This is a genomic window from Longimonas sp., from assembly GCF_040409695.1.
Classification (GTDB): Bacteria; Bacteroidota; Rhodothermia; order Rhodothermales; family Salinibacteraceae; genus Longimonas.
Map to the genome: position 1 here is coordinate 1 of NZ_JARWGJ010000076.1, position 23,648 is coordinate 23,648.

Consider the following 23,648-nt stretch of genomic DNA (forward strand, 5'->3'; position numbering starts at 1 on the left):
CGCGAGGGGGAGTTCGTAACCTCCCGTCAGCTCCGCGAACGTCTCATCGACGAGTCGCGCAACAACCTGGCGATTCGCGTAGAGCGCGACGACGCGGCCAACTGCATGCTTGTATACGGACGCGGGGAGCTGCAGATGTCGATTCTGATCGAGCAGATGCGCCGTGAGGGCTATGAGTTCACCGTGGGGATGCCGCGCGTCATCACCAAAACGATCGACGGCACGCGCCACGAGCCGTACGAGATCGCCGAGATCGACATCCCCGAAACGCACATGGGCGTGGTGGTCGAGCGCATGGGCACGCGCAAGGGCGTCATGCAGAACGTAACGCACCACCAGAGTGGGCGCGTGCGTCTCACCTTTGAGGTGCCCAGCCGCGGCCTCATTGGTTACCGCTCGCAGTTCCTTACGGACACGAAAGGCACCGGCCTGCTAACGCATCGCTTCGAGGAGTTCAAGCCGTGGGCGGGCGACATTCCGCACCGCACCACCGGCGCGCTCGTGGCTGACCGTCAGGGCAAGGCCACCGGCTACGCACTGTTGAACCTGCAAGACCGGGGCACCTTCTTCGTCGGTCCCGGTGATGCGGTCTACGAAGGGATGATCGTCGGCGAAAACAACCGCACGCAAGACCTCGACGTGAACATCACCAAAGAGAAGAAGCTCACGAACATGCGAGCCGCAGCGGGCGAAGAACTGGAGCGCCTGCCTCCGCCCCGCGACCTGTCGCTCGAAGAGTCGATCGAGTTTCTGCGCGCCGATGAGCTGATCGAGGTCACACCCGAGGCCATTCGCCTACGCAAGCGCCACCTCGACCCACACAAGCGCAAAAAAGCCAACGAGCACGCGTACTCGGAGTGAGGATGGTGACTGCAGTGATTGCAATGGTTGCCATCGCGCCAGGCAGCCTGGCATAGCACATACGGCTGAGCATGTACAGATAAACACATACAGACGCTAACGCAACGCCTGCCTTGTTCTCAAGGTGGGCGTTCGCTGTTTGGCCCGGAGACACGTACAGTCCAGCGTCATTGCTTTTCGGTTTCTATGCAGGTTCTTGCATTTGCGCTGGCCTTCACGCATATTGCATTCACGTGTCTCTATCAAACACTGCTTATCTAATGCAACTACGTTTTACGCTCCTGTGTGCAACGCTTCTTCTCTTTCTTAGCGCCTGCGAACCGAGCTCAGTCCCTGCAGACGACCCCGACCGCCCGGATCCAACAGCCGCCACCATCGACCTTGAGCTGGGCGCGATGGATGGCGACGATCCGTATCTCTTCGGACGGCTTGGCGGCGTGACGGCCAGCGCAGAGGGGCGCATCTTCATTGCCGATATCCAGGCCGATGTTGTCCGCGCTTATGACGCCAACGGGCAGTACCTGTTCGACGTGGCCACCGCCGGCGAAGGCCCCGGCGAGGTCGACAATCCGTGCTGTCTCGCTATTGGCCCCGAAGGCCACCTGTGGGTTCGCGACGACCAGAACCGCCGCTACAGTCAGTACGACGTGACCGATGACGGCGCCTCACAGGTCGCTTCCGTTCAGATGGGACACCAGATGTTTGGCTTGCAGGCGCCCACCACGTTTGATGCGGACGGGAACGTTATTGACGTGGGTACGCAGACGGGAGACAGCGGACGCTCGTCTACACCGGCTCGATTCCATCAACGCCCAGACGGCGAGACAGTGCGCACCGTTTCTATTCCACAGCCCCCTTCCGAGCGCTTAAGTGTCTACGAAGCCGAGATACGGGGCGGCGTAGCGCGCTACCCCCTCCCCGGCGGTGTACAAGCCTTCGACGCCCACGCCCCCAATGGCGATTTCGCGTTTGCCGTCAGCGACCGGTACGAGGTCGTTTGGGCAGATGCCGCGGGCGACACGCTCCATGTGCTTAGCCGCACCCCAGCGCCTATAGAGCGGTCGGAAGAGGATGAAGAGCGGATTCGTGAGACGATTGAGGTGCTCACCGAACGGTTTGACGCTTCGCCGCGCGAACTGGAGCAGCTTCTTCCCGATCAGAAGCCCCCACTCGAAAGCATCTTCTTTGATGACCAGAGCCGCCTGTGGGCACAGCGCGCCGTACCCGAAGACGCCCCCAACGAGGCGGATATCTACGACCGCACGGGCACACTCGTTCAGGTTGTGCAGTGGCCAAACGACGTGATGCTCACACGCGGCCACATCACCGAAGACGCCATATATGGGTTCCGTTACAGCCAGGCCATAGGCGTACCACAGGTCGTGCGGCTCCGCTACTAACGCCTGCCCAGCCCCCGTTCGCCCCATCACCTACTCAGAACATGCTATGCGTAGAACCCAACTTGCGCCTCTTCCCATTGTGCTCCTTTTCGCGCTCACGGTTACAGGGGGATGCGGAACGGATTCAGCACGCAACGCTGAAGGAGATGTCCGCCCCGAACCGGTTGCTGTAACGCCTGATCTCACCGTGGGCGTGATGGACGGCGATGCGCCGTACATGTTTGGCCGCATTGGCGGGGTTGTCGCTGACGAGTCTGGACGCATCATCGTCGCTGACACACAGGGCGACGTGGTTCGCGCTTACGACGCCGCCGGAACGTATCTCTTCGACATAGCCACAGGCGGCGAGGGCCCTGGCGAAGTCAGCAGTCCCTGCTGCCCAGCCATCGGCCCCGACGGGGACCTGTGGATTCGTGACGATGGCAACCGCCGCTACACGCGCTACCAGGTCGATGAAGCCGGCGCTACCTCCGTCGGACAGGTCAGCATGGAGCATTTCGCCTTCGGCCGCTGGGCCGCCACCACCTTCGATGCCGACGGACATCTGATCGATGTGGGGACAGCACGCGGCGAAGAAGGATTCAACCCGGTGCGCATGCATCGCAGCCTCGACAACGAGACCGTGCACGAGCAGCCAATGCCCGCAGCGCCCGATGGACGCATTCCGACTCACGAGGTTAGCATCGAAGGCGGCATAGCCTTCATCCCACAGCCGCACGGTCCACGCCGAGTAGATGCTCACGCTCGGAACGGCGACTGGGCCTATACCATCACCGACCAGTACGAGGTGGTTCGCTTCAACGCGGATGGCGATACGCTACGTGTACTCAGCCGCAGCGTAGACGGCCCCACACTCACCGACGACGAGTACCAGGCGGCCGAGGCCCAGCTGCGCCGGCAGACTGAACGGTTTGGCATCCAGCCAGACGCCCTCTCGTTCGACATTCCGGCGCGCAAGCCGCCCCTGCAACGGATATTCTTCGACGCCGACAGCCGCCTCTGGGTGCAGCGCACGACCGAGGCGGGCGCCCCCAATGAAGCCGATGTCTACGATACAGATGGAACCCTGGTACAGGTAGTACAGTGGCCCCGCGAGATCAATCTGCATATGGGACAGATCACCGATGAGAGCCTGTACGGAATCGCGAGCAGCGATGTCCCTCAGGTCATTCGGATGCGGTGGTGAAACGCAGAAGCCATAATGCAGGAGCCACCCGGAGCATAGATGACGGATGCGAATGCAGGCGTGCGCCGTGGCTGCACCCCGGGCCTATGCTATGGGCTCATGCTCCGATCCTGGGTGCTGCTACAACTGCGCTGCTACTCCGCTTCTGCTTTGGCGGCTTCGACAATAGCGCGGACATCGGCACGCAGGCGTTCGGCGTCGTAGAGGATGCCGTCTTTCACGGTGTAGGATACGCCGCCGACGCGCTCTACAGTGTCCGTCTCGTCGTTCAGGCGCAGCGCTCCGGTGCCATAGAGCACCTTCAGGTTGTGCAGTGGGTTCTCATCCACAACCACGAGGTCGGCTTTTTTGCCCACTTCTACGCTGCCGATCTCGGCCTCCATCCCGAGGGCCTCGGCCCCGCTCAAGGACGCAGCAGTGATCACTTCGAGCGGGTGGAAGCCGGCTTCTTGCAGAAGCTCCAGCTCACGGATGAATCCAAAGCCGTAGACCTGGTAGATGTATCCGCTGTCGCTACCGGTGGTGACGCGCCCGCCCCGGTTCTTGTATTCGTCCAGGAAGGTCATCCACCGGTCGTAGTTTCGCTTCCATTCGATCTCGTCGGTGGTGGTCCAGTCGAAGAAGTAGGAGCCGTGGTCGACGCGGCTCGGCGTAAAAAACTCCTGCAGCGACGGCAGGGTGTACGCCTCGTGCCAGTCGGCATTGCGGGCACGCATCAGGTCGCGGCTGGCCTCGTAGATATTGAGAGTGGGGTTCAGGGTGAAGTCGAGCGCGATCAGCGAATCCATGACCGCGTTCCAGCGCGCACTGCCCGGCTCGGCGGCCTGCTTCCAGAGGCGCCCGGCTTCACGGAAGCGATCCATTTCGTTGTTGTAGTTGTAGTCGGTCGGGTAGTCTTGCACCGTGCGGTCCGTGAAGAGCGCCTCGGGCAGGCCGTACCAGTGCTCCATAGTGGTAAGCCCCCAGGTGGCCGACTGCAGGGCATCGACGCGGGTCACGTTGAGCTGGGCGTGGTGCATAGCCGTGCCCAGGTCGTGCTGTTGCGCTTCGTCGAGTGCAGCCTCCATGATGCTCGGGCGCGCCCCGAAAAACTTGATGCCTTCCGCGCCCTGTTCGGCAATGTCTTGTACCCAGGCACGTGCCTGCTCCGGCGTCGAGATGGGGCCGTCGTGGCCCTGGCCGAAGCCAACGTAGGCTACCAGGCGCGGGGCAACGATCTCGTTGGAGGCGCTGCGCTCGCGGTGGGCGAGCGTCCAGTCTATCCCGTTAAAGCTGCCCGGCTCGCGCACGGTCGTTACGCCGTGGCCCATCCAGAGCTTGAGCACGTATTCGGCGGGCGTGCCCTGCGCGGTGCCGCCGAGGTGGGCATGCATATCCACAAAGCCCGGCAGCACATAGTGCCCGCCAAGATCAATCTCGTGGTCGCCCCCATCCGGACGCCCGTCCTCGTCGATGGGCACGCCTGGGTAGCCCACGCTCACGATGTCGGTGATGCGATCGTTCTCAATCACGATGTCGACGGGCCCCACGGGCGGCGCGCCGGTGCCATCGATAAGGGTAGCCCCGCGTAGCACCAGCCGCTCGTAGGGGCCCTCGCCTTCGTCGGTACGGTCGGGCGCTTCGGGGGGCGCCTCTTGCGCTGCAAGCGGTACTGACAATAGCACGGAGAGGAGCAAACAGCCAAAAAGAGAAATGACGGTTCGGTATGGAGCACGCATGGGAGGTCGAGACAGATGTGGGAAAGACAGAAAACGGTCGCATCCCTCTATACCAAAACGACATAGAGGCAGCCCGGCGCAGTGGCGAGCTGCCTCTATAATACGGATTCGAGGATGCAGGAGCAACCGGCAGACGGGGCCCTTAGCGAGACACGTACGGCTGCGGGGTGGGGGCTCCGTCTTGCTTATAGATGGTACCCTCTTTCATAACGAACTGGACCTCGTGGAGCGTGCTGATGTCGCTCAGCGGATCGCCGTGCACGGCAATGAGGTCGGCATGCTTTCCTGGTTCGAGGGTGCCTAAGTGGTCAAGCTGGTCGAGCAGGTCGGCGGCGCTGTAGGTGGCGGCGTAGAGCGCCTCGGCAGGCGGCATGCCGGCTTCGACCATGTACTCGAACTCGGTCGCATTGCGTCCGTGGCGAAAGACGCCGGCGTCGGTGCCAAAGGCGATGGGCACGCCGCGCTCATAGGCCCGGGTGAACATCTCCTGGATAACCGGACCGACTTCAATGGCTTTTTCGGTTACTTCGGGGGCGTAGTAGCCCTCGATACGTGCCGAGTCGGCTACGCTCTTGCCGGCGGTAATGGTGGGCACCAGGTAGACCCCGTTGTCGATCATCATCTGCATGGTCTCGTCGCTCATGTAAGTGCCGTGCTCCAGCGAGCGCACCCCTGCCCGAATGGCCCGCTGCATGCCTTCATCGCCGTGGGCGTGGGCGGTGACCTTGAGTCCGTGGTCGGCGGCGGTTTCGACGATGGAGCGCACCTCGGCCTCTTTAAAGTGCGGGCGTGTGCCATCGGCGTTGAGCGAGAGCACGCCGCCGGTGGCTGTGATCTTGATCTGGTCGGCGCCCCGCTTGATGGCCAGGCGCGTGGCTTCGGCGGCTGCGTCGACGCCATTCGCTACGCCGTGCTCAACATCGCCCAGCCCCACGATGTCTTCGCGATAGCCCGTGGTGGGGTCGGCGTGCCCGCCCGTGACGGCGAGCGACTGCCCGGCCACAAACATACGCGGCCCCACGACATTGCCCCGGTTGATGCCGTCGCGCAGGGCCAGGTCGATGCCCTCGCGTCCGCCCACATCGCGCACCGTGGTGAAGCCCGACATAAGCGTAGTGCGTGCGTATTGGGCGGACTTAAGTACTCGGTTGGTCGGGGAGAGCCGAAACGGTTCGATATAGCCGCCCTGCTCGAACTCGTTGGAGAGATGCGTATGCATATCGATGAGTCCGGGCAGGCAGTATTGGTCGGTCAGGTCTACGACGGTATCGGCATCGCCGCCTGTCGTGTGGCCTTCCTGGCGTTCGACGATGCGCCCGTCTTCAACCACGAGCGTCTGCTCTGGAACCGGTTCCAGGCTTATTCCTGGGTCAAGGAGCGTGCCGCACTGCACATAGGTTTGCTGGGCTGAGGCGGATGCAAATGCTCCTCCGACGAGTGCAAAGGCGATGGCAATAAGGATGGTACGCGAAAAGGTATACATGCAGGGTTGGGTCGATTGTGAATCGGTGTGGACGAGCGGCTTGCTGTGCACATATTGTGCACACTGTGCTCATTATGCATCGGTAGGATGCGAGGCACCTGTGCGTGGCAGCACACTATGCGGCGTGCAGTGCATATGCTGAGGGTGAGGCATCTGGCACGTGGGGAGCGGGCTGTATGGTGCGATGCGCCCGATTTTCCCCATCATCATCTTCGCCTCCTCCATTTCCAGGGCCAACAAGTCCGCACCCGGCGAGCGCCAGCAGGCCAGCCAGAGCGATGATCGGGATACACTGCAGGATACACTGTAGGATGCATTGCGGGATGTTCTTCATAGGGTGTGGCGATTTGTGTGATGGATGTTATTCATGTGATGCGAGGACGCGCTGGCATGACCACGAGCGGCTTCCTGGTTGACGTCACCTGATTGCTTCAGAGGCGCCCGTCGTCGGGGGGCGTGCTGCTCTGGTAGATGTAGACAAACTGAACAAGCGAGTCGGTCTCGGTTGCCGTGCGCGTGAAGCGGCGATCCCCGTCGATCGAGCCATCGACCTGGATGCCTTCGAGGCTTGTGGTATCGGTTGTGGCATATACCTGGGCCAGGAAGCGCTGCGGACGTGCAATGTCGTAGGTTGCCTCAAACGGCACGGCAACAGTAAGCGTGTCGCCCTCGATCACCTGCACGTCGAGCGTCCGCCCGAAGTCAGCGGTCTGGTCTTGAGCGAGAAACACGGTAGACACGACGAGCTGCACCTCATCAGCTCCTGTGCCATCGATCACGACGCGCGCCGTGCTGGGGGCTGGATCGGACACCAGCCCGCATCCTGCGGCCAGACCTATGCCCAGACTTATAACTAAAAGCACGGTCGCGGCGCGGAGTGGTGACATATGGACGTAGGCCATTGGGGCAGGATGCGAAGCGCAGAGCGCGGTGTGCGTTTTACTAAGTAGCACAGCAAAAATTACGTTTACACCTTGTCATCGCGAGGAGGGAGCCTGCGACCGACGCAGCGATCTCATGCGTCACTTGCAGAGATTCATCCCGCTTGGAGGGCACAAGATTGCACTCCAAGAGCACTTCCTCGCTGCACTCACAGCGCCACGTCGCTAGCGCTCCTCGCAATGACATGATCGAAGATACCTTTGTGGGTCTACTTAGTCTCTTACTGACCGAGGTTTGGATTCGCTCGAATCTCGGTGATCGTGATGGGCAGGAAGGTGCCCGGCGTGTTCGCACTCCAGTTTGGCGACGGATCGTCAAAGCGGTAGTGGTCTGCCAGGCGACGGCCCTGCAGGTAGAGGTTGACCTTGCGGCTGTGCTTGAGCAGCTCAAACGCATCGATCTGGTCGTCGTACGGCGTGAGTCCGTCGAGTGCCCGCAGCTTGTTGATCTCTTCCGTGTAGTCGAGCGTGGGGTTGCCGGCGAGTGCCGCCTCGGCAAGAATCAGATGCATCTCACGAGCCGACACCACCGGGATGTCTGCGAACTGATCCTGCGCGATGAACTCGGTAATCGCCTCTTCGAGAACCGGGTCTACGACGTCGTCGATCGGATCACGCAGCGACACCGCGCTGAACGTTCCGTCGGGCTCTGGCTCAATATAGGTCTCTCCGAATCCAAGCTCGGCGCGCTGGTTTACCTGCAGCGCCATGCTAAGGTCGCCGACAACCAGGCTCGGAAGTGACCCGTCCATCTCCATAGCAAAGACGTAGTTGGCGTCCATCATGTCGAGTGCAGCAATGGCGTCTTGTACGGCGCCAGACTCGTTGATGAGATTATCTTGTGGTGCGCCTGAAACGGGGTTCACAGTCTGCCAGACGGCTTTGCTATACTGGATGCGAGCGCGCATGCCGGTTAGAGCGACTTCGAGGGAAGGCCGCGGCTCCAGATCCAGTGCAGCATCTACATAACTGAGCGCCGTATCGTACAGACTGCTCATGTTATCGGGGCCCACCGGAGGCGCCCCTTCGCGGCGATCGGAATCGATTGCGAAGTCGTCGAACATGTCAGCGATGCCGGTATAGATGACGGCTCCGTAGAGATAGACGCGGGCCAGCGTATTTTCGTCATTGAGCAGCCCTTCTTCGCGAAAGCCTTCGATGCGACGTATGTACTCGTCGGTGGTCCACCGCGCTTCGCCTACGAACGGGAAGGCTGCGTCGGTGAATTCGTTGTTGGGGTTTTCGAGGCGGCCGATGTCGAGCTCGTCCCATGCATCACGCGAACCGATCCAAGTCAGTTCGTCGGTACCAGCCGAATAGGGCGCCAGAATAGCCCCGAGAGCGCGCGTAACGGTCGCTTCTGCGCCGTTGGCCATGGCAGGAGCTGCTGCCGGGTTGTCAAGCTCGTCTTCAATAAGATTGTTGGGATTGCTTACATCCAGCAGGTCGCACCCCGACACAATGATGAGCGTAGCGATGACCAGCGCAGCGGCGGCCTGTGGGAGTCGGATTGATCGTAGCATGTTGTACATAAGGAAGCAGTAAGTTCAGCGGCAGATATCGGTAGGTCGCAACATCGGTCCGGGGCTTTCTTGCCCCGGACCGATGGTAGAGCGGCACGATGGTGCGTCTTTAGAATCCGAGCCGGACGCGGAAGGACACGCGGCGAGGTACGGGGAAGCCGAACGCCTCTACGCCGTCGAGGAAGTTGTTTTCGAGGCTATTCCCTCCACCCCGGCCAATTGCGTTCAGCTCCGGATCTACACCGCTATAGGCAGTCCAGAGTGCCAGGTTACGCCCTGCAAGGCTGAGCGTGAGGTTGCGTCCGCCGAAGCTTTCCACGAATCGGGCCGGTACGCTATACGTGAGGCTGACCTCGCGCCAGCGCAGGAAGTCGGCCGACTCGATAGCGTTGAGTCCGACAAACGGATCGAGCGCTAGCGTTTCGTTGACCCACTCATCGAGCGCTTCGAGGCGGACTTCCGGATCGTTCAACGGGTTGCCGTTGCTGTCAACGCCGCCGGTCATATAATCGCGCTCGATGCGCGCTGCATCAGGCAGGTTACGCCCGATGGAGGCATTCGCCTGCCGAAATCCGCCGGTCAGGTTGTTGACGAAGAAATTGCCGAATTTATATTCGAAGAGCGTCGACAGCGTAAAGTTACCGTAGCTTACGTCGCCGCCAAAGGCTCCCTGCCAGTCTGGAGTCGGTTTTCCGAGATTGAAGTCAGCGGGGTCGCCGGTTGGGCTGTTCGCGTTGGTTGCAATGAGCACTTGGGCGAGGCTATTGGGGAGCGACGCCGAGGAAGGATCGAGTCCGGCCAGATAGGCCAGCAGCTCGTCACGCGTGTTCGGTCCGCCACTGCCGATGAGATCTACGGGCAGGCTGCCTTCAGGCACATCCTGCAGGCGCACGCCGAAGTGTGTGCCCGGCGCGTACCCTTCAACCAGGAAGTTACGGTACCGGGGGTAGCTCCCGCCCACTTTGATGGGCGGCGCGCCGCCAAGGTCGCTGACCTGCTCCCACAGGTACGAGGCGTTTGCAAAGAGATTGACGGACACGTCGCGCCGGTCGAGTACAAGCGCCTGTGTCGACACCTCTACGCCCTGTGCCTTGAGTTCGCCGATGTTTACGACCTGTGGTGCGTTAAATCCACCTGTAACAGGAAATTGCTGTGCGACCAGTGCATCTGAAACGGTGCGGTTCCAATAGGTGGCCTCAATTCCGATACGGTCATCGACCAGGCCAAACTCGCCGCCGACTTCCCATTCGGTGGAGCGCTCAGGCTCCAGGTTGGGGTTGCCAAGATTATTCGGTACGATCCCCGCCCCGCTGATCGACGAAAGCGATCCAAACGTGGTGAGCGCGTCGAACGCCCCCGGCTGAAGGCCGGACTGTCCGATAGCAGCGCGCAGGCGACCCGACGAGAGCGGCCCTACGTCGCCCGGCCAGAACGGGGCATCCGAGAAGCTGAAAGCGAGCGAGGCTTTCGGATAGAGCACGCCGCTGAAGTCCGTTCCGAATGCGCTGTTTGCATCGTAGCGAGCGCCCAGCGTTAGGAACAGGTAATCGTTGTACCCGATCTGCTCTTGCGCGAAGACCCCGAGGTTAACCACTTCGCTGAAGCTCTCGATGAGCGCCTGGTTCGCCGCTGCCGAGGTTACTTCGAACCCGGGTCCGGGAAAGTTCAGCCCCTGCCCAGATTCCAGCGAGTTGCGCGTTATGAACCCCTGCGAGCCAACGGTAAGATCCGATTCGAACAGCGGGCCGAGCTGAGACGCGAGTGTGCCCTTCACGTCGAACGTAAGCTCCAGATTATTCTGCGTGGCGAACTGCTGTCGACCTCTCGGGGTGTCGGAGGAGAAATTGTCGATATTCCATCCAAAGGGACGAAATTCGCGGCTCGACGTGTTGGTGTAGTCCAGGCCGAAGACCGCGTCGAGCACCAGGTTGTCGATGGGCGTATAGTCAACGCCGAGCGACCCGTTGAAGCGGCGCGCTTGCTGCGTGGTCTCTTGCTGCACGGACTCCGCAACCGAGGCAAACGCTATCGTACCCGTGCGATTGTTTTCTTGCACCAGCTCGGGTTTGCTGAACTGTGCAAGCGAGATCGTTCCGTAGATGTTGTTGTTGGTCTGTAGCGTCTCGAAGTCCATATCCGAGTAGCCGGTGGACACGCGAATGCGCAGATCTTCAGAGGGCAAGATCTGGATGTTCGCTGTACCCTGTGCGCGGCGCACGGCGTCGTTTGCGCGCGTCGTTGTGCCTGCAGGCATGATGCTCGGATCACCCTGGAAGGGCCCGTCCTCACTGAGGAAGCGTCCGCTCACAAAGTAGGTTACGCTTCCGAGTCCTGTGTCGCCCCCGCCACTCACGCCGCCTGAGTATTCCTGTGCAAAGCCGGTGCCGACCAGGTCATTTGGAAAGTTCTCGCTCACAAGCTCGTAGCGCTGAAACGCGTTCTCATTGCCACGCAAGATGCGCCCCATGCGCTGCGCCTGGTCATCACTGCGAGCAAATCCTACCTGATTGGGGTAGGCGTTCGGGAAGCGGATCGCGGTTAGCTCACTGGTAAAAGTGAACTCAGGCGGTCCAGGCGTTCCCTGCTTCGTAAAGATCTGGATGACCCCGTTCGAGGCTTCTGTGCCGAAAAGCGTTGCCGCCGCTGCACCTTTGAGCACCTCCACCCGCTCGATCATCCACGGGTTGATGTCGTCGAGGCGCGAGGGCGATCCCCCGCCGCCTACAAAGCCTCCGCCAAAGCCCCCGCCGCTGTTAGCACGCACGCCGTCGATGTACACGATGGGCTCGTTGCTTTGCGACAGGCTGGCCGATCCTCGAATACGAATGCGCGTACCGTCGCCGGTCAGTCCGCTTGACGGCAGCCCTACCATGCCTGGCTCACGTCCCTGGATCAGATCCGAGAAGCTCTGGATGGGGGCATTTTCGAGCGAGGCGGTGTTGATCGTAGAAATCGAGTTGCCGAGCCGTCGCTTTTCGACGGGACCGCCTGTACCGGTTACCACCACTTGGTCAAGGTTGATTGAGCTCTGGCGGAGCTCAAAGTTGGCGACGGCTGTTTCGCCTGGCTCAACGGTAACCTCTTGAGAGGCCGATCGGAATCCGACAAAGCGGGCTTCAATCGTGTAGGTGCCTGCAGGCACGTCGTCGATCTGATACGCTCCGTCTCCATCTGTAATAGCCCCAAGGCTTAGCTCGGACAAAAGCACCTGTACGCCAGGCAGCGGCTCCTCTGCTACGCCGTCAAGCACGATGCCTTCGATGGCACCTCGTTCCTGCGCGGATGCGGAGAGGCTGGCTGTAAAGATGAGTAGGATAGCGATCGTATACGGTATCACTCGCGTCATGAGAGTCGCTCTGGGTTACATGGTGGATAAACGAAAACAAGGCGACAGCCTGGCCAAAAAACGGCATCGTTTACATGCTTGGCTGCGCCGCCAGACACCTCAGGATTCGACGCTGCTTCTGTCGGGGTGGGGAGCGCGTCGCTTCACTACTTCACTGCATAGCATACTGCACGGCACACTGCATAGCACGGGATGCCTGATGCGGAAAATTGTGACTGCCATACAAGCAGTACACAACCTTGTATATGCGGTGAATTTGATGTCTGCGTCCCGTTAGTTAACTGTTAAGAAAGAATCAATCAACTCCAAATGTAACGAAAATGAAACGAAGCGCTTCCGAAATGTAGAACAGTGTAAAACAAGATGTCAAGCACGGTTTTTCTATACTTTGTGTGTACATTACGTGCGTATGTTGATGCACACCGACGATAAGCTGACTTTCTGGTGGCATGAGTTGCCTATTCGCCACCATAAAAACACAGTTCTGCTTTCTCTACTTTGCTTGATGTAGCCCACGACTACGGAGGTCGCGCACGGCCACTTGGGTCGGGTAGGAGTCTGGTAGGAGCATCCTCTCCGACTGGTTGTCATGGTGAACGTCTAACAGAAAGGTCTAACAGAGTAAGCGCAGAGCCTTAGCACCTGCTTTGATTTCTGGTAGCGGTTCAATGTTAAATGATTGCCTGTGGTTTGCATCATTGCAACCTGCTCAACCGCCCTCTGTCTGCCGAGCTTCGCCCAAGGCGTGATCCTGTGGACATCTCCCCCTTGGAGTTCCCCCTTGGAGTACGTGTTTAACGCCCCACCGCACGGGGCACAAGCGTTGCTAACGGCATTTGGAACAGGTTGCCCGGCTACGTAAGTGTCCCCACAAGTCCGTTTTGTGCATGCATCACTTCGTTCATGCATTGTCATCTTGAGCGGAGCGAAGCGGAGTCGGATACGAGCGAAGCGAGATCCCGGATCAAGTCCGGGACAGGCGAACGCAGCGAATAAAGATCTCCCCCGGAATGGGCAGGGCCATTCGTTGGGCCATAGCTGCTGAACGCCGATGAGATGGTTCGACTGCGGCCTCCTGCGTCGGCCTTCGCTCACCATGACAAGTAGTTCGTTATTATCATTGGGGAGGCTCTTACTCCCCTTGAACTTCAACATTGACACGTGACTGTACGTAGCGCTCAATAAACAGACATCCCCCTTAATCTCTTTTTGGCGAAGGGGGAGATGAACGGAAGGGTATCGCCTCCAACCGCTCCCCTGGAGAGGGGAGCTGTCGCGCCAGCGACTGAGGGGTGGACCGGGTGGGCCGCCGTGCTTTCTCATCGCATGGTAAGCTGAGGATATGAGTGATCCCAAAAGTTTTCGGAATAGGTTTGGCGTTACCCGGCTATAGCTCCCTTAGCCCGGGATCAGGAGCAAAGCGGAATAAGGGAGAGGGGGTAAGAAAAAGTTGCGGCATCCAATCGCCTTATCATTTAGCGTCTACCCACCACTAAATATCCTTTGCTCGGGGCGGGCGGACACGTTCCGGGCATTGACGGGCATGCCTGAGAAGGGACAGGAATGGGAAGTGGCTTCTGCTGCTACGGAAATCACAGCTTACGGAGCAGCGGGTAGAAACAGAAAACGCTCCGGGCCAGAGCGACACGGAGCGTTCAAGGCTCCCCGGGCTGGACTCGAACCAGCAACCCTGCGGTTAACAGCCGCATGCTCTACCAATTGAGCTACCGAGGAATATGTGATGTTCGCTGGTGCAATCTGCTGTCCGCGATTGCAGGCGTTACCAATGCGTCGAGCACTGAGCAGTTCCCAACGAGCACACGCATGGTAGCTCTTTTTTTGGTTCCCGTCAAGTGCTTGACGTGTATTTCAAAAGGAGTACAGCGAAGATCACAGGTCCTCCATATACCTTTGGGCAACCGGTTTTTCTGAGAGCAAGGCACCGTACCCGGAGGCGCCCCAAGAACCCCTATGCTGACAACGCGAAAGTACCTACTCGCCGGGCGTGGGCATCCAGAGGTGGGTGCGTCGATCCACGTCGGGCAGGAAGCGTCCGGGATCCAGCTGGATACGGGTGACGGTGGCATCAGCGGGCGTATCCCATGAAACCTGAAGGCGGCGCGTGCGCGTGTCGATCCAGTCGGTGGCTTCGCGGCGGTGCATCTCGGTGGTGCCGTCGTCGTAGGTGACTTCAAGGATGATGGGCATGGGCAGGTTGCCGCTGTCGTGCACGGTGACGGTGACGCGTTCGTCTTCTACAGCGACGCTGTCGATGCTGTGGTCCATCGTCCATGTTTCGTAGAGGGTGCCGCGCCAGAACCAGCTGAGGTCTTCGCCGCTAACGGTTTCGAAGGTGTGGAAAAGGTCGTGTGGTGTGGGGTGTTTGTACATCCACTGCTCGGCGTAGGTGCGATAGGCTTCGAAAAACGTTTCTTCGCCTAAGATGCCGCGCAGCGCGTGCAGCATAACGCCGGGCTTGTTGTATGACGCGACGACGCGTGCGGGCCCATCGATTGGAAAACGATCGTTATGTCGCATAGACGGCGTTTCGTCGGGGTGGCCGGCGAAGCCGTAGTAGTACTGCCGGTTGGGAGCCCAGGCGTTGGCGTTGTAAAAGTCGACCGTGCCCTCGTTGGTGTTGAATGACGTAGTGCCCTCGTCCATCCAGGTGTAGCGCTTCTCGTTGGTGCTCACGAGCATCGGAAACCACATGTGGCTGATCTCATGGTAGGTGACGCGAAACAGCGATTGCGGCGTGCGATCGCCGCCGATGACGGTGATCATGGGGTACTCCATGCCGCCTCCGATGACGCCCTCTACCGCCGTCATGTGGGGATACGGGTAGGGTAGGAGCATATCGGAGAGATGTTCGATCGAGAAGCGGGCGTACTCGGCGCTGCGCTCCCAGGCAGCAGTACCGGGGCGATAGAGCGTGTTGATGCGCACCGGGCCGTCGCTGGTGGTAGCGGTGGTGGCGTCCCAGATGTAATCGGCTGAGGTGCCCCAGGCAAAGTCGCGCACGTTCTCGGCGTGGAACGTCCAGGTAAGCGTTCCGCTCTCGCTGGTGCGCGTGGCGCTGCCTGCACCGCGTTCATCGGGCCCCACGATGGTCTGGATGGCGTCGGGGGCCTCGGTAGCGTGGATGCGCTCCTGGACCGGCTCGGTCAGCACGGCGTCTTCGTTCTGGAGCATGCCGGTAGCGGCTACGAGCCAGCCTTCGGGGACCGTCAGGTTCACGGTATAATCGGCAAAGCCCATGTAGAACTCGCCGTTGCCCTGGTAGCGCTCGGCGACCCAGCCGTCGACGTCGTCATAGACCGCCATCTGTGGATACCAGTAGCCAAGATAGAAGACCGCGCTGCCCTCGCGTCCCATGCGTGGCGCTTCGCTGCCTCGTGGCACCTCAAACGACCAGTCGACCTCTACATGGGCCGTATCGCCCGAGGCCAGTGGCGTGTCGAGCGGCAGGGTCATCACGGTGCCGTCAATCTCGTAGCGCGGCTCCTCGTCAAACGCATCCGTGTCCGTATCATACAGAGCGACGCGCTCGACCGTTATGCCTCCGGTGACCTGCACCTCTCGGTTGCGAATGGCGCCTTCGGCATGCAGGTTCTGTCGCAGGTGGAGCTTCAGCTCAAGGAGGGGTTCGGGGGCGTTGTTGGCGTAGCGAATTGTGGCGCTGCCCGTGAGCTCCGCGGTCTCCGGGTCGAGCGTCGCATCGATATCGTACGTCGTCGTGTTGGTCCAGTACTGCGATCCGGGCGCACCCGTGAGCGTGCGGGTGTTCGCCGCTACCGCATCCATAAAGGCAGAGGGAGGCGTGACGGAGTAGGGAACCGGGCGCGGGTCGCTGCTGGATTCGGGCGACTGCGCTTGGATCGTAGGGACGAGCAGGAGCGCTGCACAGAGCAGCAGAACGGCGGATCGGAAGAGCGGCATGGGCCGGCGGTGTTAGCGATAAGGAATGACATGCCTGCCTCTACTGGATGCGGGTGGCATCGGTTCACATAGCATGCGCGGGCGTTAGGGCAGAGCAGTGCGTTCCTGAATCCAGGTCGTGATCTGACGAAGCGCCTCGGGTGCGATCGTCGTCTCGATCTGTCCGTACTCGGTGGGCAGTCCGGTTTCGGCGGGCTGGAAGAGATGGTTTAGTCCGTCGAGCACGGAGACGGTTGCGTCGGGGGTCGCGCTAAGGGCATCGCGTAGCGGCCCGGCGTGCACATCGGGATGCACCTGCAGGTCGTTGCTTCCGTAGAGCGCAAGCACCGGCAGGTCGAGCTGCTGCAGCGCCGGCGCGGGGTCGTAGGCAACAAAGTAGCGAAACCAGGGCGACGTAAGCTGGTCGACCTGTGCGCCGATCTGTTCGTCGGGCAAGCGCCCGTCTTTCAGGAGGGCGGCGACCTCTTGCGCGGCGGCAGACGAGTCGGGGGCGGTGCGAACGGCCTGCAGGAGCTGCCGCTGGGAGGCGCTGCTCGTTTCAGCGAGTGCAGCCGGCATGCCCTGAGCAGCAGCAATGCGCTCAAGCTGGTCGACAAGCGTGTCGTATCCCGTCTGCGCTGGCGCGGCCAGCAGCACCAGAAATGCAAGCGATTCGTGGTTGAGATGGACCTGCGGCCCGACCATGCCGCCCTCGCTCAGTCCGATAAGTCCAACCGACTCGGGACGCACATCCGGGTGGGCTTTCAGGAAGCGAACGGCGGCTGCGGCGTCGCGGGCGAAGGCTTCGGTCGTAACAGACGGGAAGGGCGTACCCGAAGAGGCGCCCACCCCGCGTTCGTCGTAGCGCAGTACGGCGATGCCGGCGCGCGTAAGGTGGTCGGCCAGCACCAGAAAGGGCTTATGCTCGAAGAGCGTGGCATCGCGGTCTTGCGGGCCCGACCCCGATACGAGAACGACGGCCGGATGCGGTCCGCCGTGCTCGGGAAGCGAGAGCGTACCTTCGAGCTGGATGTCATCGGGGCTGCTGTCGAACGTCACCTCGTCCGTGCGATATGGGTAGGGCGGTTCGGGGTGTTGAGGCCGTTCTCGAAGCGCAACCGATGCGTCGGTTGGGTGCAGCGTAAGCGGAAACGACTGTCCCATCTGCGACCAGCTTCCCTGGATTGAGCGGCCACTGTCGCCCTCGACCACGAGCGTGCCCTCATAGCGCCCACCGACTGCGGTGACCGTGAGGCGAAGGCGCTCGTCCTGGAATGTTGCATCCGAAACCGGAATGCCGGTAGCGCCCTGATCGGGACTATCCATGAGCGCGGTGAGGCTGTCCCCGTCCGCATCGAGGTGAAAGACGATGCGCAGCTCAGTGAGTCCGGCGTCAAGCAGGCCCTCCCAGGAGCCTATCACGTCGTCCGGAACGTTTTCTTGGCTGTTGTGCTGATCATGCTGATTGTGCTGCTGTGCATGCGTGGGAAGCGCGGCGAGCAGCACGGTGAGGAACAGCCCTGCCAGAAAGGTCGCGATAATCCGTAGTACTATAAGCATTATGCGATAGGGCAAGCGTGGAGCGTGTGTGGCAGGTAAACGGCAGGTAGACCGCGAGCGCTACGGATTTGTTCGGGTTTACTCGCGCTCCCGCCCAGGGGTTGCCTTACGGGCCAGGAGCTGTGGTCAGGCTGAAACGCTCTCTTCAGTGTCCAGCGCAGATGCGAAATGGACAATGGTTGACGCCGGGACGCCCAGAGCGCGAGCGGCCTGCTGCATATCGCCACCGCATAGGTGCAGCGCATGCTCCACGGCAAGGAGCTGCAGCTCTTCGAGAGGAACAATAGCATCGGGGGCGTCGGCTGCGAGCTGTTGCAGAGGGGTGATCTGAGGAGAGGACGAGCGTTTAACTGAGGGCTGCATAGGCGCATCCTGCTCAACGGCCTTCATGTCAAACAACGAGCGGGGTGCGGGGGGCTCCTCGTCTCGACCCTCGCTGCCGTTGCGCCCTGCCGACTGCTGATCGTGTGCAACAGGTGCGGTCTGGCCATCAGGCGCGCCGTTGAGCGAATGCACACCGGACGACTCGCTTTGGGATTCGGTGCTCCTACCATCTGACGGGGCTGAGGCAGGCGTTTCGTCTTCGTTATACTCATCTGCGTTATACGCGTCCGCATCGTGCTCATCCGGGAAGAGGTCGGCTGCGGTGATTTCGAAGGCAGTAGCCGCCTGGACCCCCTGCCGGATGGCAGACCGCAGTTCACGGGTGTTACCGGGCCAGTCGTACCGAAGCATCTGCTCCATAGCTGATACCGAGAACGCAACGGGCGCGTCGTCCCGGTCTTTAGTCGCGCTGCGAAGCATCTGCTGGGCGACCATCAGAATATCTTCGTTCCGGTCGCGCAGAAGTGGGAGGGTGATATGCGACGCTGTAAGGGCGTCATAAAGATCGGCGTTGAACGCGCCGTCGTCCACCAAGCGCTCCAGGTCGTGACAGGTGCCACATACGAGGCGCGCCTTAAATGGAGCGGGGGCGTCAGCGCCGGTTGCGGGAATACGACCGTCGCGGGCAACCGACAGGAGCAGCTGCTGGAGGTCATCGTCGAGCAGGCCCACATTTTCAAGGAAGAGCGTACCGCCTCCAGCATCTCTGCAGGCTCCCGGAGTGTCGGGGCCGCCAAAGAGCGCCTCAGCGTCAGAGGCATCCCGGTAGAGCGCGCAGTCCATGGTAACGAACGGTGCATCGGGATCGGCGCTTTGCTCGTGCACTGCCTGGGCCCAGCGGTCGGGCTCCGTGCCCGACTCGGCCTGAAGAAGGATCGGCCCCGACATCTGCCGGGCCTGCTCTAACAGGCTGCGCGTGCGACACATTACAGGGCTTCGCCCAACAATCACGTTCGGTCCACCAGTCCGCTTGGGCAGAGGAAGCGCCGTCGTAATCGACTGCGTACGGGCTCGCTTGAGCCACCACTCCATGCGACTCAGATCTGTGCTACCGGCAATCAGCACATCCGTAACGCCATGCTGCAGAGCGTCTTGTACGACATCTTTCTCATGGGGGCGTACGAGCAGCAGAATGGGAACGTCGCGCCATCCCGACCGCATCGACTGAACGAACTCAAGGCCCGACCCGTCGGAAAGCGTTGCGTTCACCACTGCCATCGTGGTAGTTGTTTCGAACGCACGCAACGCCTCCTGCCCGGTATCTACGTGGCGCATATCCAGGGCCGGAGCAGACGCCAGGCGATATTTGACAAGTGTGGTGTACGTTGTATTCGTGCCGACAAGCAGAACGTGAGACAGCATGATAGTAGAGTGCTCTTGTTAAGTAAAGCCGTGAAGCGTAACGCCGTGAACACGTCAGGGAGAATGTAAGGCGGGAGTGCTTTGGTCTCCACCAGTACTGAATCGCACCTGATTCTACATGAAATCAACTAAAGTACGATGGAGAACTGCTTATCGTACTGTGCCAAAATGTTTGGCTTACGTGTCAAATGGTGTAGAAGCGCCATGCAAAAGAGTAAAATATACCCAAATTAGACACCTCTGTGCTTTTATGGCTGCTCCGAAGCAGCATACAAATATAATGCTTGATATTAAGCTGCGACCTGTTTACCGAATGCGCCTCTATTTGTTCACGGCCTATGAAGGCTACACGACTTGCTGGCTACGCTATCCTATGCAACACGTTTATACCAGGCAAAGTGTGTCAGGTAGAGCGCTTCATACATGCGCTAAAAGTCCTGCTTTCATGCGGCACAGGTACGCCCCAAGAAATCAGGAAACGGCTCTATTAGAAAAGCAATAAGTAAAGCAGCCGGATGGCGTGTGGCCAGCAGCATCTAACGGTCCTTATCTGCGTCTTGTCCTTCTTCCGGTTTTTCTTTTTGGGTCTGCACGTGAGCAGCGATCGTTGCGCTGACGCGTTCAGGGCGATCAGTCGCGTCTACCTGCAGGTGAGCGCGCTCGTATGCTGGAGCCCGCCAGGCCAGGAGGTCTGCGATATGGCGGCGCAGAGCCGTACCTTGCAAGGGCGTTCCGTCGTCATCCCACAGGAGGGGGCGCGATGCGGCTTCGGGGGCCAGGCGCTTGTAAAGCGTATCTACGTCCACCTGCAGATAGACAACCGTACCCAACTCTTTCGCGCGTTGCATGCGCGCCTCGTCAACAAGCATGCCGCCGCCCGTAGCCACCACAGCGTGCGGATGCGCGGCAGTGGCTTCCAGCGCGTTGCGTTCCTGCTCTCGAAAGGCTGCCTCGCCGGCCTCTGCAAAGTATTCTGGGATACGCATGCCGATCTGCTTCTCGATCCAATCGTCCGTATCCACAAAGGGCATGTCAAGACGCGAGGCGAGCCTTCTGCCAACGGTCGACTTTCCGCATCCCATAAAGCCTGTTAGGTAGACGCGCATAGAAACAGAGGCATGAACTGGAAAAAGAATGCACGAACGCAATGGTGTATGCCCCGCAGGAGCAGGCGTTCGGGGCCGTGGTGCGGGCGCAAGTACGCTCATTCACGGAGGGCCGTGTGACTACCGGACAGGCAGGGGCGTGACTTCGGGCGGCAAGTGCTGTAAGGCGCCTTTGCGGTATAGCATTTCTGGGCCGGTATGGCTATATGAGAGATAGCTGTTGAAAGTCCCCTAATGCCGTTTTGGTAATGCCGTTTTGGCGTTGCTCCCCAACCGTTGCCTGCATGTATCGCTTCGGTACCGTTTCATTGGACTATACACTGGACTGTAAAGAGGTGCTCTTATGTCTCATCATCATGGAATGACCAGCCTGAAAGGCATCCACGCGTTCTGTCAGTACGGACACGAAGGAGCGCGGGGCGATCGCTTTGGGCGTATGTTTCGCCGGCCGCCCCTGTACGTGCGTCCCGACCACCTGCGCCGCCTCGGCGCCCCAGGGGGCCCTATGGACGGCGGTACGTCGTCGGACCGCACGTCGTCGGTGGCTGTCGGGCAGGTGTTCTTCGGGCAGTTTATTGATCATGACATCACGCTTGACGTGACGTCGAGCCTGGAGGAGGTCAACGACGAAAGCGAAACGCCGAATGTGCGTACGCCCACGCTCGACCTTGACTCCGTATACGGCAGCGGCCCCGAAGCCAGTGCGTATCTCTACCATGCGTCGGGCGAGTTCGCCGGGGTGAAGCTCATCACCGGTGCCGACGGTACCGCCGCACAGGTCGGCGGCGCACCCCAGCCGGCAGACCTGGCCGCTGAAGACCTGGCGCGTACGGCGCATGGCATCGCCCTGATCGGCGACCCGCGCAACGACGAAAACCGCATCATCTCGCAGATGCACCTGGCCATGCTGCGCTTCCACAACCGCGTAGTCGATACGCTGCACAGTGGCGCTCAGAACGGCGCGGCCCTCTCCGGGCACGATCTCTACGAGGCCGCTCGTCGCCTGACGACCTGGCACTACCAGTGGGTTGTGGTCGAGGACTTCCTCACGGCCATGTGCGGACAGGCCGTGGTCGACGACATTCTGGGGAATGGGCGGCGGTTCTTCTGTACCGACACGAGCGTACCGTTCGTGCCGATCGAGTTTGCTACGGCTGCCTATCGGTTTGGACACTCCATGATTCCGCTGCGCATCCACATCCGGCGCTCGGACCCGACGCACCACGTGTTCGGGCCGACGCTCGGCCGGGGGTTCACGCCGCTCAGTGCCGAGGCGGCGGTTGTCGACTGGTATGAACTGGCCGACACAACCGCCGACCGCAACGTGCAGATGGCCGAGAAGCTCGACAGCAAGCTCTCGCCCGATCTGCTCGCTCTCCCGTTTATCCAACCGCCCTCTGAGGCGTCGCTGGCTACGCGCAACCTGCTGCGCGGGCAGGCTTTCTTGCTCCCGTCGGGGGAGCAGATTGCGCATGCCATGGAACGCCCCGATGATGAGATCGACCATGTGTCTACCGCCGCCCAGAACATTGCCAACTCGGCAGATGCAACGATCGACCTGAGTTCGGGTACGCCGCTGTGGTTCTACCTGTTGGTAGAAGCAGAGCGCATCGGACGCGAAACTGAGCCGGGGCTCTTTGAGGAGCGCGAGGGACTGGGCCCGGTGGGCGCTCGCATCGTGGCGGAGACGATCATCGGGCTGCTGGAGCTCGACAGCCGCTCGTACCTGGCGCAGAACCGCAGCTGGCATCCCGACGAAGGCGTGGGGGTGACTACGCTCGGTGAGATGCTTACCTTCGAGGTAATGCAGCCCGATCCGGTTCCGGCATAACCGCGGTTCCGCATAGCCGTGACCGCTGAATGCAGCTATGTCTTTCAGCTATGTCTTTCGGCAGTATCCTGCAGCAGCGCTTCGAGCTATCGGTCCGGATGTACATCTGCCACCCGTTGTAGGCGTCTTGCACGGCGCCTGCACGGGTGGTGTTTTTTGCGAGGTGGGGGCGGTTCAAGGAGAACAGGAACGCATGGCGCTGCTGGGTCTACAGGAAGCACCTGGGCTTTTCTCAATCAACAGACCCTCACCATGCCGCGCTTGCGCCTTCGCATCGAGTACGACGGAACCGACTTTCACGGCTGGCAGGTGCAGCCCGATGTGGGTACCGTGCAGGGCGCGCTGGAGGAGGCGCTCGACACCGTGCTCAGTACGGCCCCCCGCCTCACCGGGTCGGGGCGCACCGATGCCGGGGTGCATGCCCGCGGACAGGTCGCCCACGTTGACGTGCCCGACGGCACCGATCCGCATCGCCTGCGCCGCAGCCTGAACGCGCTTACGCCGCCGGGTATCGCCGTGCGGCAGGTGGCAGCGACGCACGCCGACTTCCACGCCCGCTACGACGCCCGTTGGCGGCGCTACCATTACTACCTGTGCACGCAGCCCCGCGCGCTGGACCGCCGCACCCGCACCTACGTGCGCCCCGTGCCCGACTTCGACGCGATGCGGCAGGCGACCCCCGATCTGGTCGGTGAGAAACACTTCGGGGCGTTCTGCCTCGTGCAGTCCGACACCGAAAACCGCGTGTGCACGATCCGCCACGCCCGATGGGTACAAGAAACCGACTGTGGCGACTGGCGCTTCGAGATAGAAGGCTCGCGCTTCCTGCACGGCATGGTGCGGGCCATTGTGGGTACACTGATCGACATCGGGCAGGGGCGGCGGCCCGTCGACGATCTGCCGCGCGTCTTAGCAACCAAAGACCGCCGCGAAGCCGGCCCCGCCATGCCTCCCGAGGGCCTGGTGCTGGAGCGTGTGGAGTACGAGGCATAACCCGTAGAGACGTCTCGGGAGGTCTCTACGGAATGG

Annotated in this window: 14 protein-coding genes and 1 tRNA gene; 5 read left to right on the top strand and 10 right to left on the bottom strand. The window is 60.9% G+C overall.

The genetic code is table 11. From position 1 onward, the window contains the following. The 3 genes from PPP56_RS04605 to PPP56_RS04615 form a co-directional block, all read left to right on the top strand. Nucleotides 1-861: large ribosomal subunit assembly factor BipA (locus PPP56_RS04605; protein ID WP_502912549.1), on the top strand; the 861-nt coding region annotated here is incomplete at its 5' end. A 260-nt stretch (nucleotides 862-1,121) separates the two neighbouring features. Then, a complete protein-coding gene (locus PPP56_RS04610; protein ID WP_353562859.1) occupies nucleotides 1,122-2,261 on the top strand; it encodes an NHL repeat-containing protein in 1,140 nt (379 codons plus the stop codon). Nucleotides 2,262-2,307: 46 nt separating this feature from the next. Further along, complete coding sequence (locus tag PPP56_RS04615) at nucleotides 2,308-3,447, top strand: NHL repeat-containing protein (RefSeq protein WP_353562860.1); 1,140 nt, start codon at nucleotides 2,308-2,310, stop codon at nucleotides 3,445-3,447. 134 nt (nucleotides 3,448-3,581) lie between these two features. Here the strand turns inward: PPP56_RS04615 and PPP56_RS04620 are convergent, their stop codons facing one another. The 10 genes from PPP56_RS04620 to PPP56_RS04665 form a co-directional block, all read right to left on the bottom strand. After that, on the bottom strand, nucleotides 3,582-5,165 hold the full coding sequence (locus PPP56_RS04620; RefSeq protein ID WP_353562861.1) for an amidohydrolase family protein: 1,584 nt from the start codon (nucleotides 5,163-5,165) through the stop codon (nucleotides 3,582-3,584). A gap of 142 nt (nucleotides 5,166-5,307) precedes the next feature. Then, nucleotides 5,308-6,648, bottom strand: a complete 1,341-nt coding sequence (locus tag PPP56_RS04625) for a metal-dependent hydrolase family protein (RefSeq protein WP_353562862.1) — start codon at nucleotides 6,646-6,648, stop codon at nucleotides 5,308-5,310. Nucleotides 6,649-7,079: 431 nt separating this feature from the next. Continuing rightward, a complete protein-coding gene (locus PPP56_RS04630; protein WP_353562863.1) occupies nucleotides 7,080-7,535 on the bottom strand; it encodes a hypothetical protein in 456 nt (151 codons plus the stop codon). 275 nt (nucleotides 7,536-7,810) lie between these two features. Further along, nucleotides 7,811-9,112, bottom strand: coding sequence for a RagB/SusD family nutrient uptake outer membrane protein (locus PPP56_RS04635; protein ID WP_353562864.1), 1,302 nt, complete (start codon nucleotides 9,110-9,112; stop codon nucleotides 7,811-7,813). A gap of 109 nt (nucleotides 9,113-9,221) precedes the next feature. Beyond that, on the bottom strand, nucleotides 9,222-12,458 hold the full coding sequence (locus PPP56_RS04640; RefSeq protein ID WP_353562865.1) for a SusC/RagA family TonB-linked outer membrane protein: 3,237 nt from the start codon (nucleotides 12,456-12,458) through the stop codon (nucleotides 9,222-9,224). A 1,661-nt stretch (nucleotides 12,459-14,119) separates the two neighbouring features. After that, nucleotides 14,120-14,192, bottom strand: a tRNA-Asn gene (locus tag PPP56_RS04645). Between the two features lie 258 nt (nucleotides 14,193-14,450). After that, nucleotides 14,451-16,397 carry a M1 family metallopeptidase gene (locus PPP56_RS04650; protein WP_353562866.1) on the bottom strand — a complete coding sequence of 649 codons (1,947 nt, stop codon included), beginning with the start codon at nucleotides 16,395-16,397 and terminating at the stop codon, nucleotides 14,451-14,453. Between the two features lie 84 nt (nucleotides 16,398-16,481). After that, nucleotides 16,482-17,936 carry an alpha/beta hydrolase family protein gene (locus tag PPP56_RS04655; RefSeq protein ID WP_353562867.1) on the bottom strand — a complete coding sequence of 485 codons (1,455 nt, stop codon included), beginning with the start codon at nucleotides 17,934-17,936 and terminating at the stop codon, nucleotides 16,482-16,484. 126 nt (nucleotides 17,937-18,062) lie between these two features. Then, nucleotides 18,063-19,682 (bottom strand): sigma-54-dependent transcriptional regulator, encoded by a 1,620-nt coding sequence (locus PPP56_RS04660; protein ID WP_353562868.1) that lies wholly within the window; start codon nucleotides 19,680-19,682, stop codon nucleotides 18,063-18,065. A 536-nt stretch (nucleotides 19,683-20,218) separates the two neighbouring features. After that, nucleotides 20,219-20,788, bottom strand: a complete 570-nt coding sequence (locus tag PPP56_RS04665) for a shikimate kinase (protein WP_353562869.1) — start codon at nucleotides 20,786-20,788, stop codon at nucleotides 20,219-20,221. A gap of 343 nt (nucleotides 20,789-21,131) precedes the next feature. Here PPP56_RS04665 and PPP56_RS04670 point away from each other — a divergent pair, with 343 nt between their 5' ends. Both PPP56_RS04670 and truA read left to right on the top strand, forming a co-directional pair. Continuing rightward, complete coding sequence (locus PPP56_RS04670; RefSeq protein ID WP_353562870.1) at nucleotides 21,132-22,619, top strand: peroxidase family protein; 1,488 nt, start codon at nucleotides 21,132-21,134, stop codon at nucleotides 22,617-22,619. A gap of 252 nt (nucleotides 22,620-22,871) precedes the next feature. Next, nucleotides 22,872-23,612 carry a tRNA pseudouridine(38-40) synthase TruA gene (gene truA / locus PPP56_RS04675; RefSeq protein WP_353562871.1) on the top strand — a complete coding sequence of 247 codons (741 nt, stop codon included), beginning with the start codon at nucleotides 22,872-22,874 and terminating at the stop codon, nucleotides 23,610-23,612. The last annotated feature ends 36 nt before the right edge of the window (nucleotides 23,613-23,648 follow it).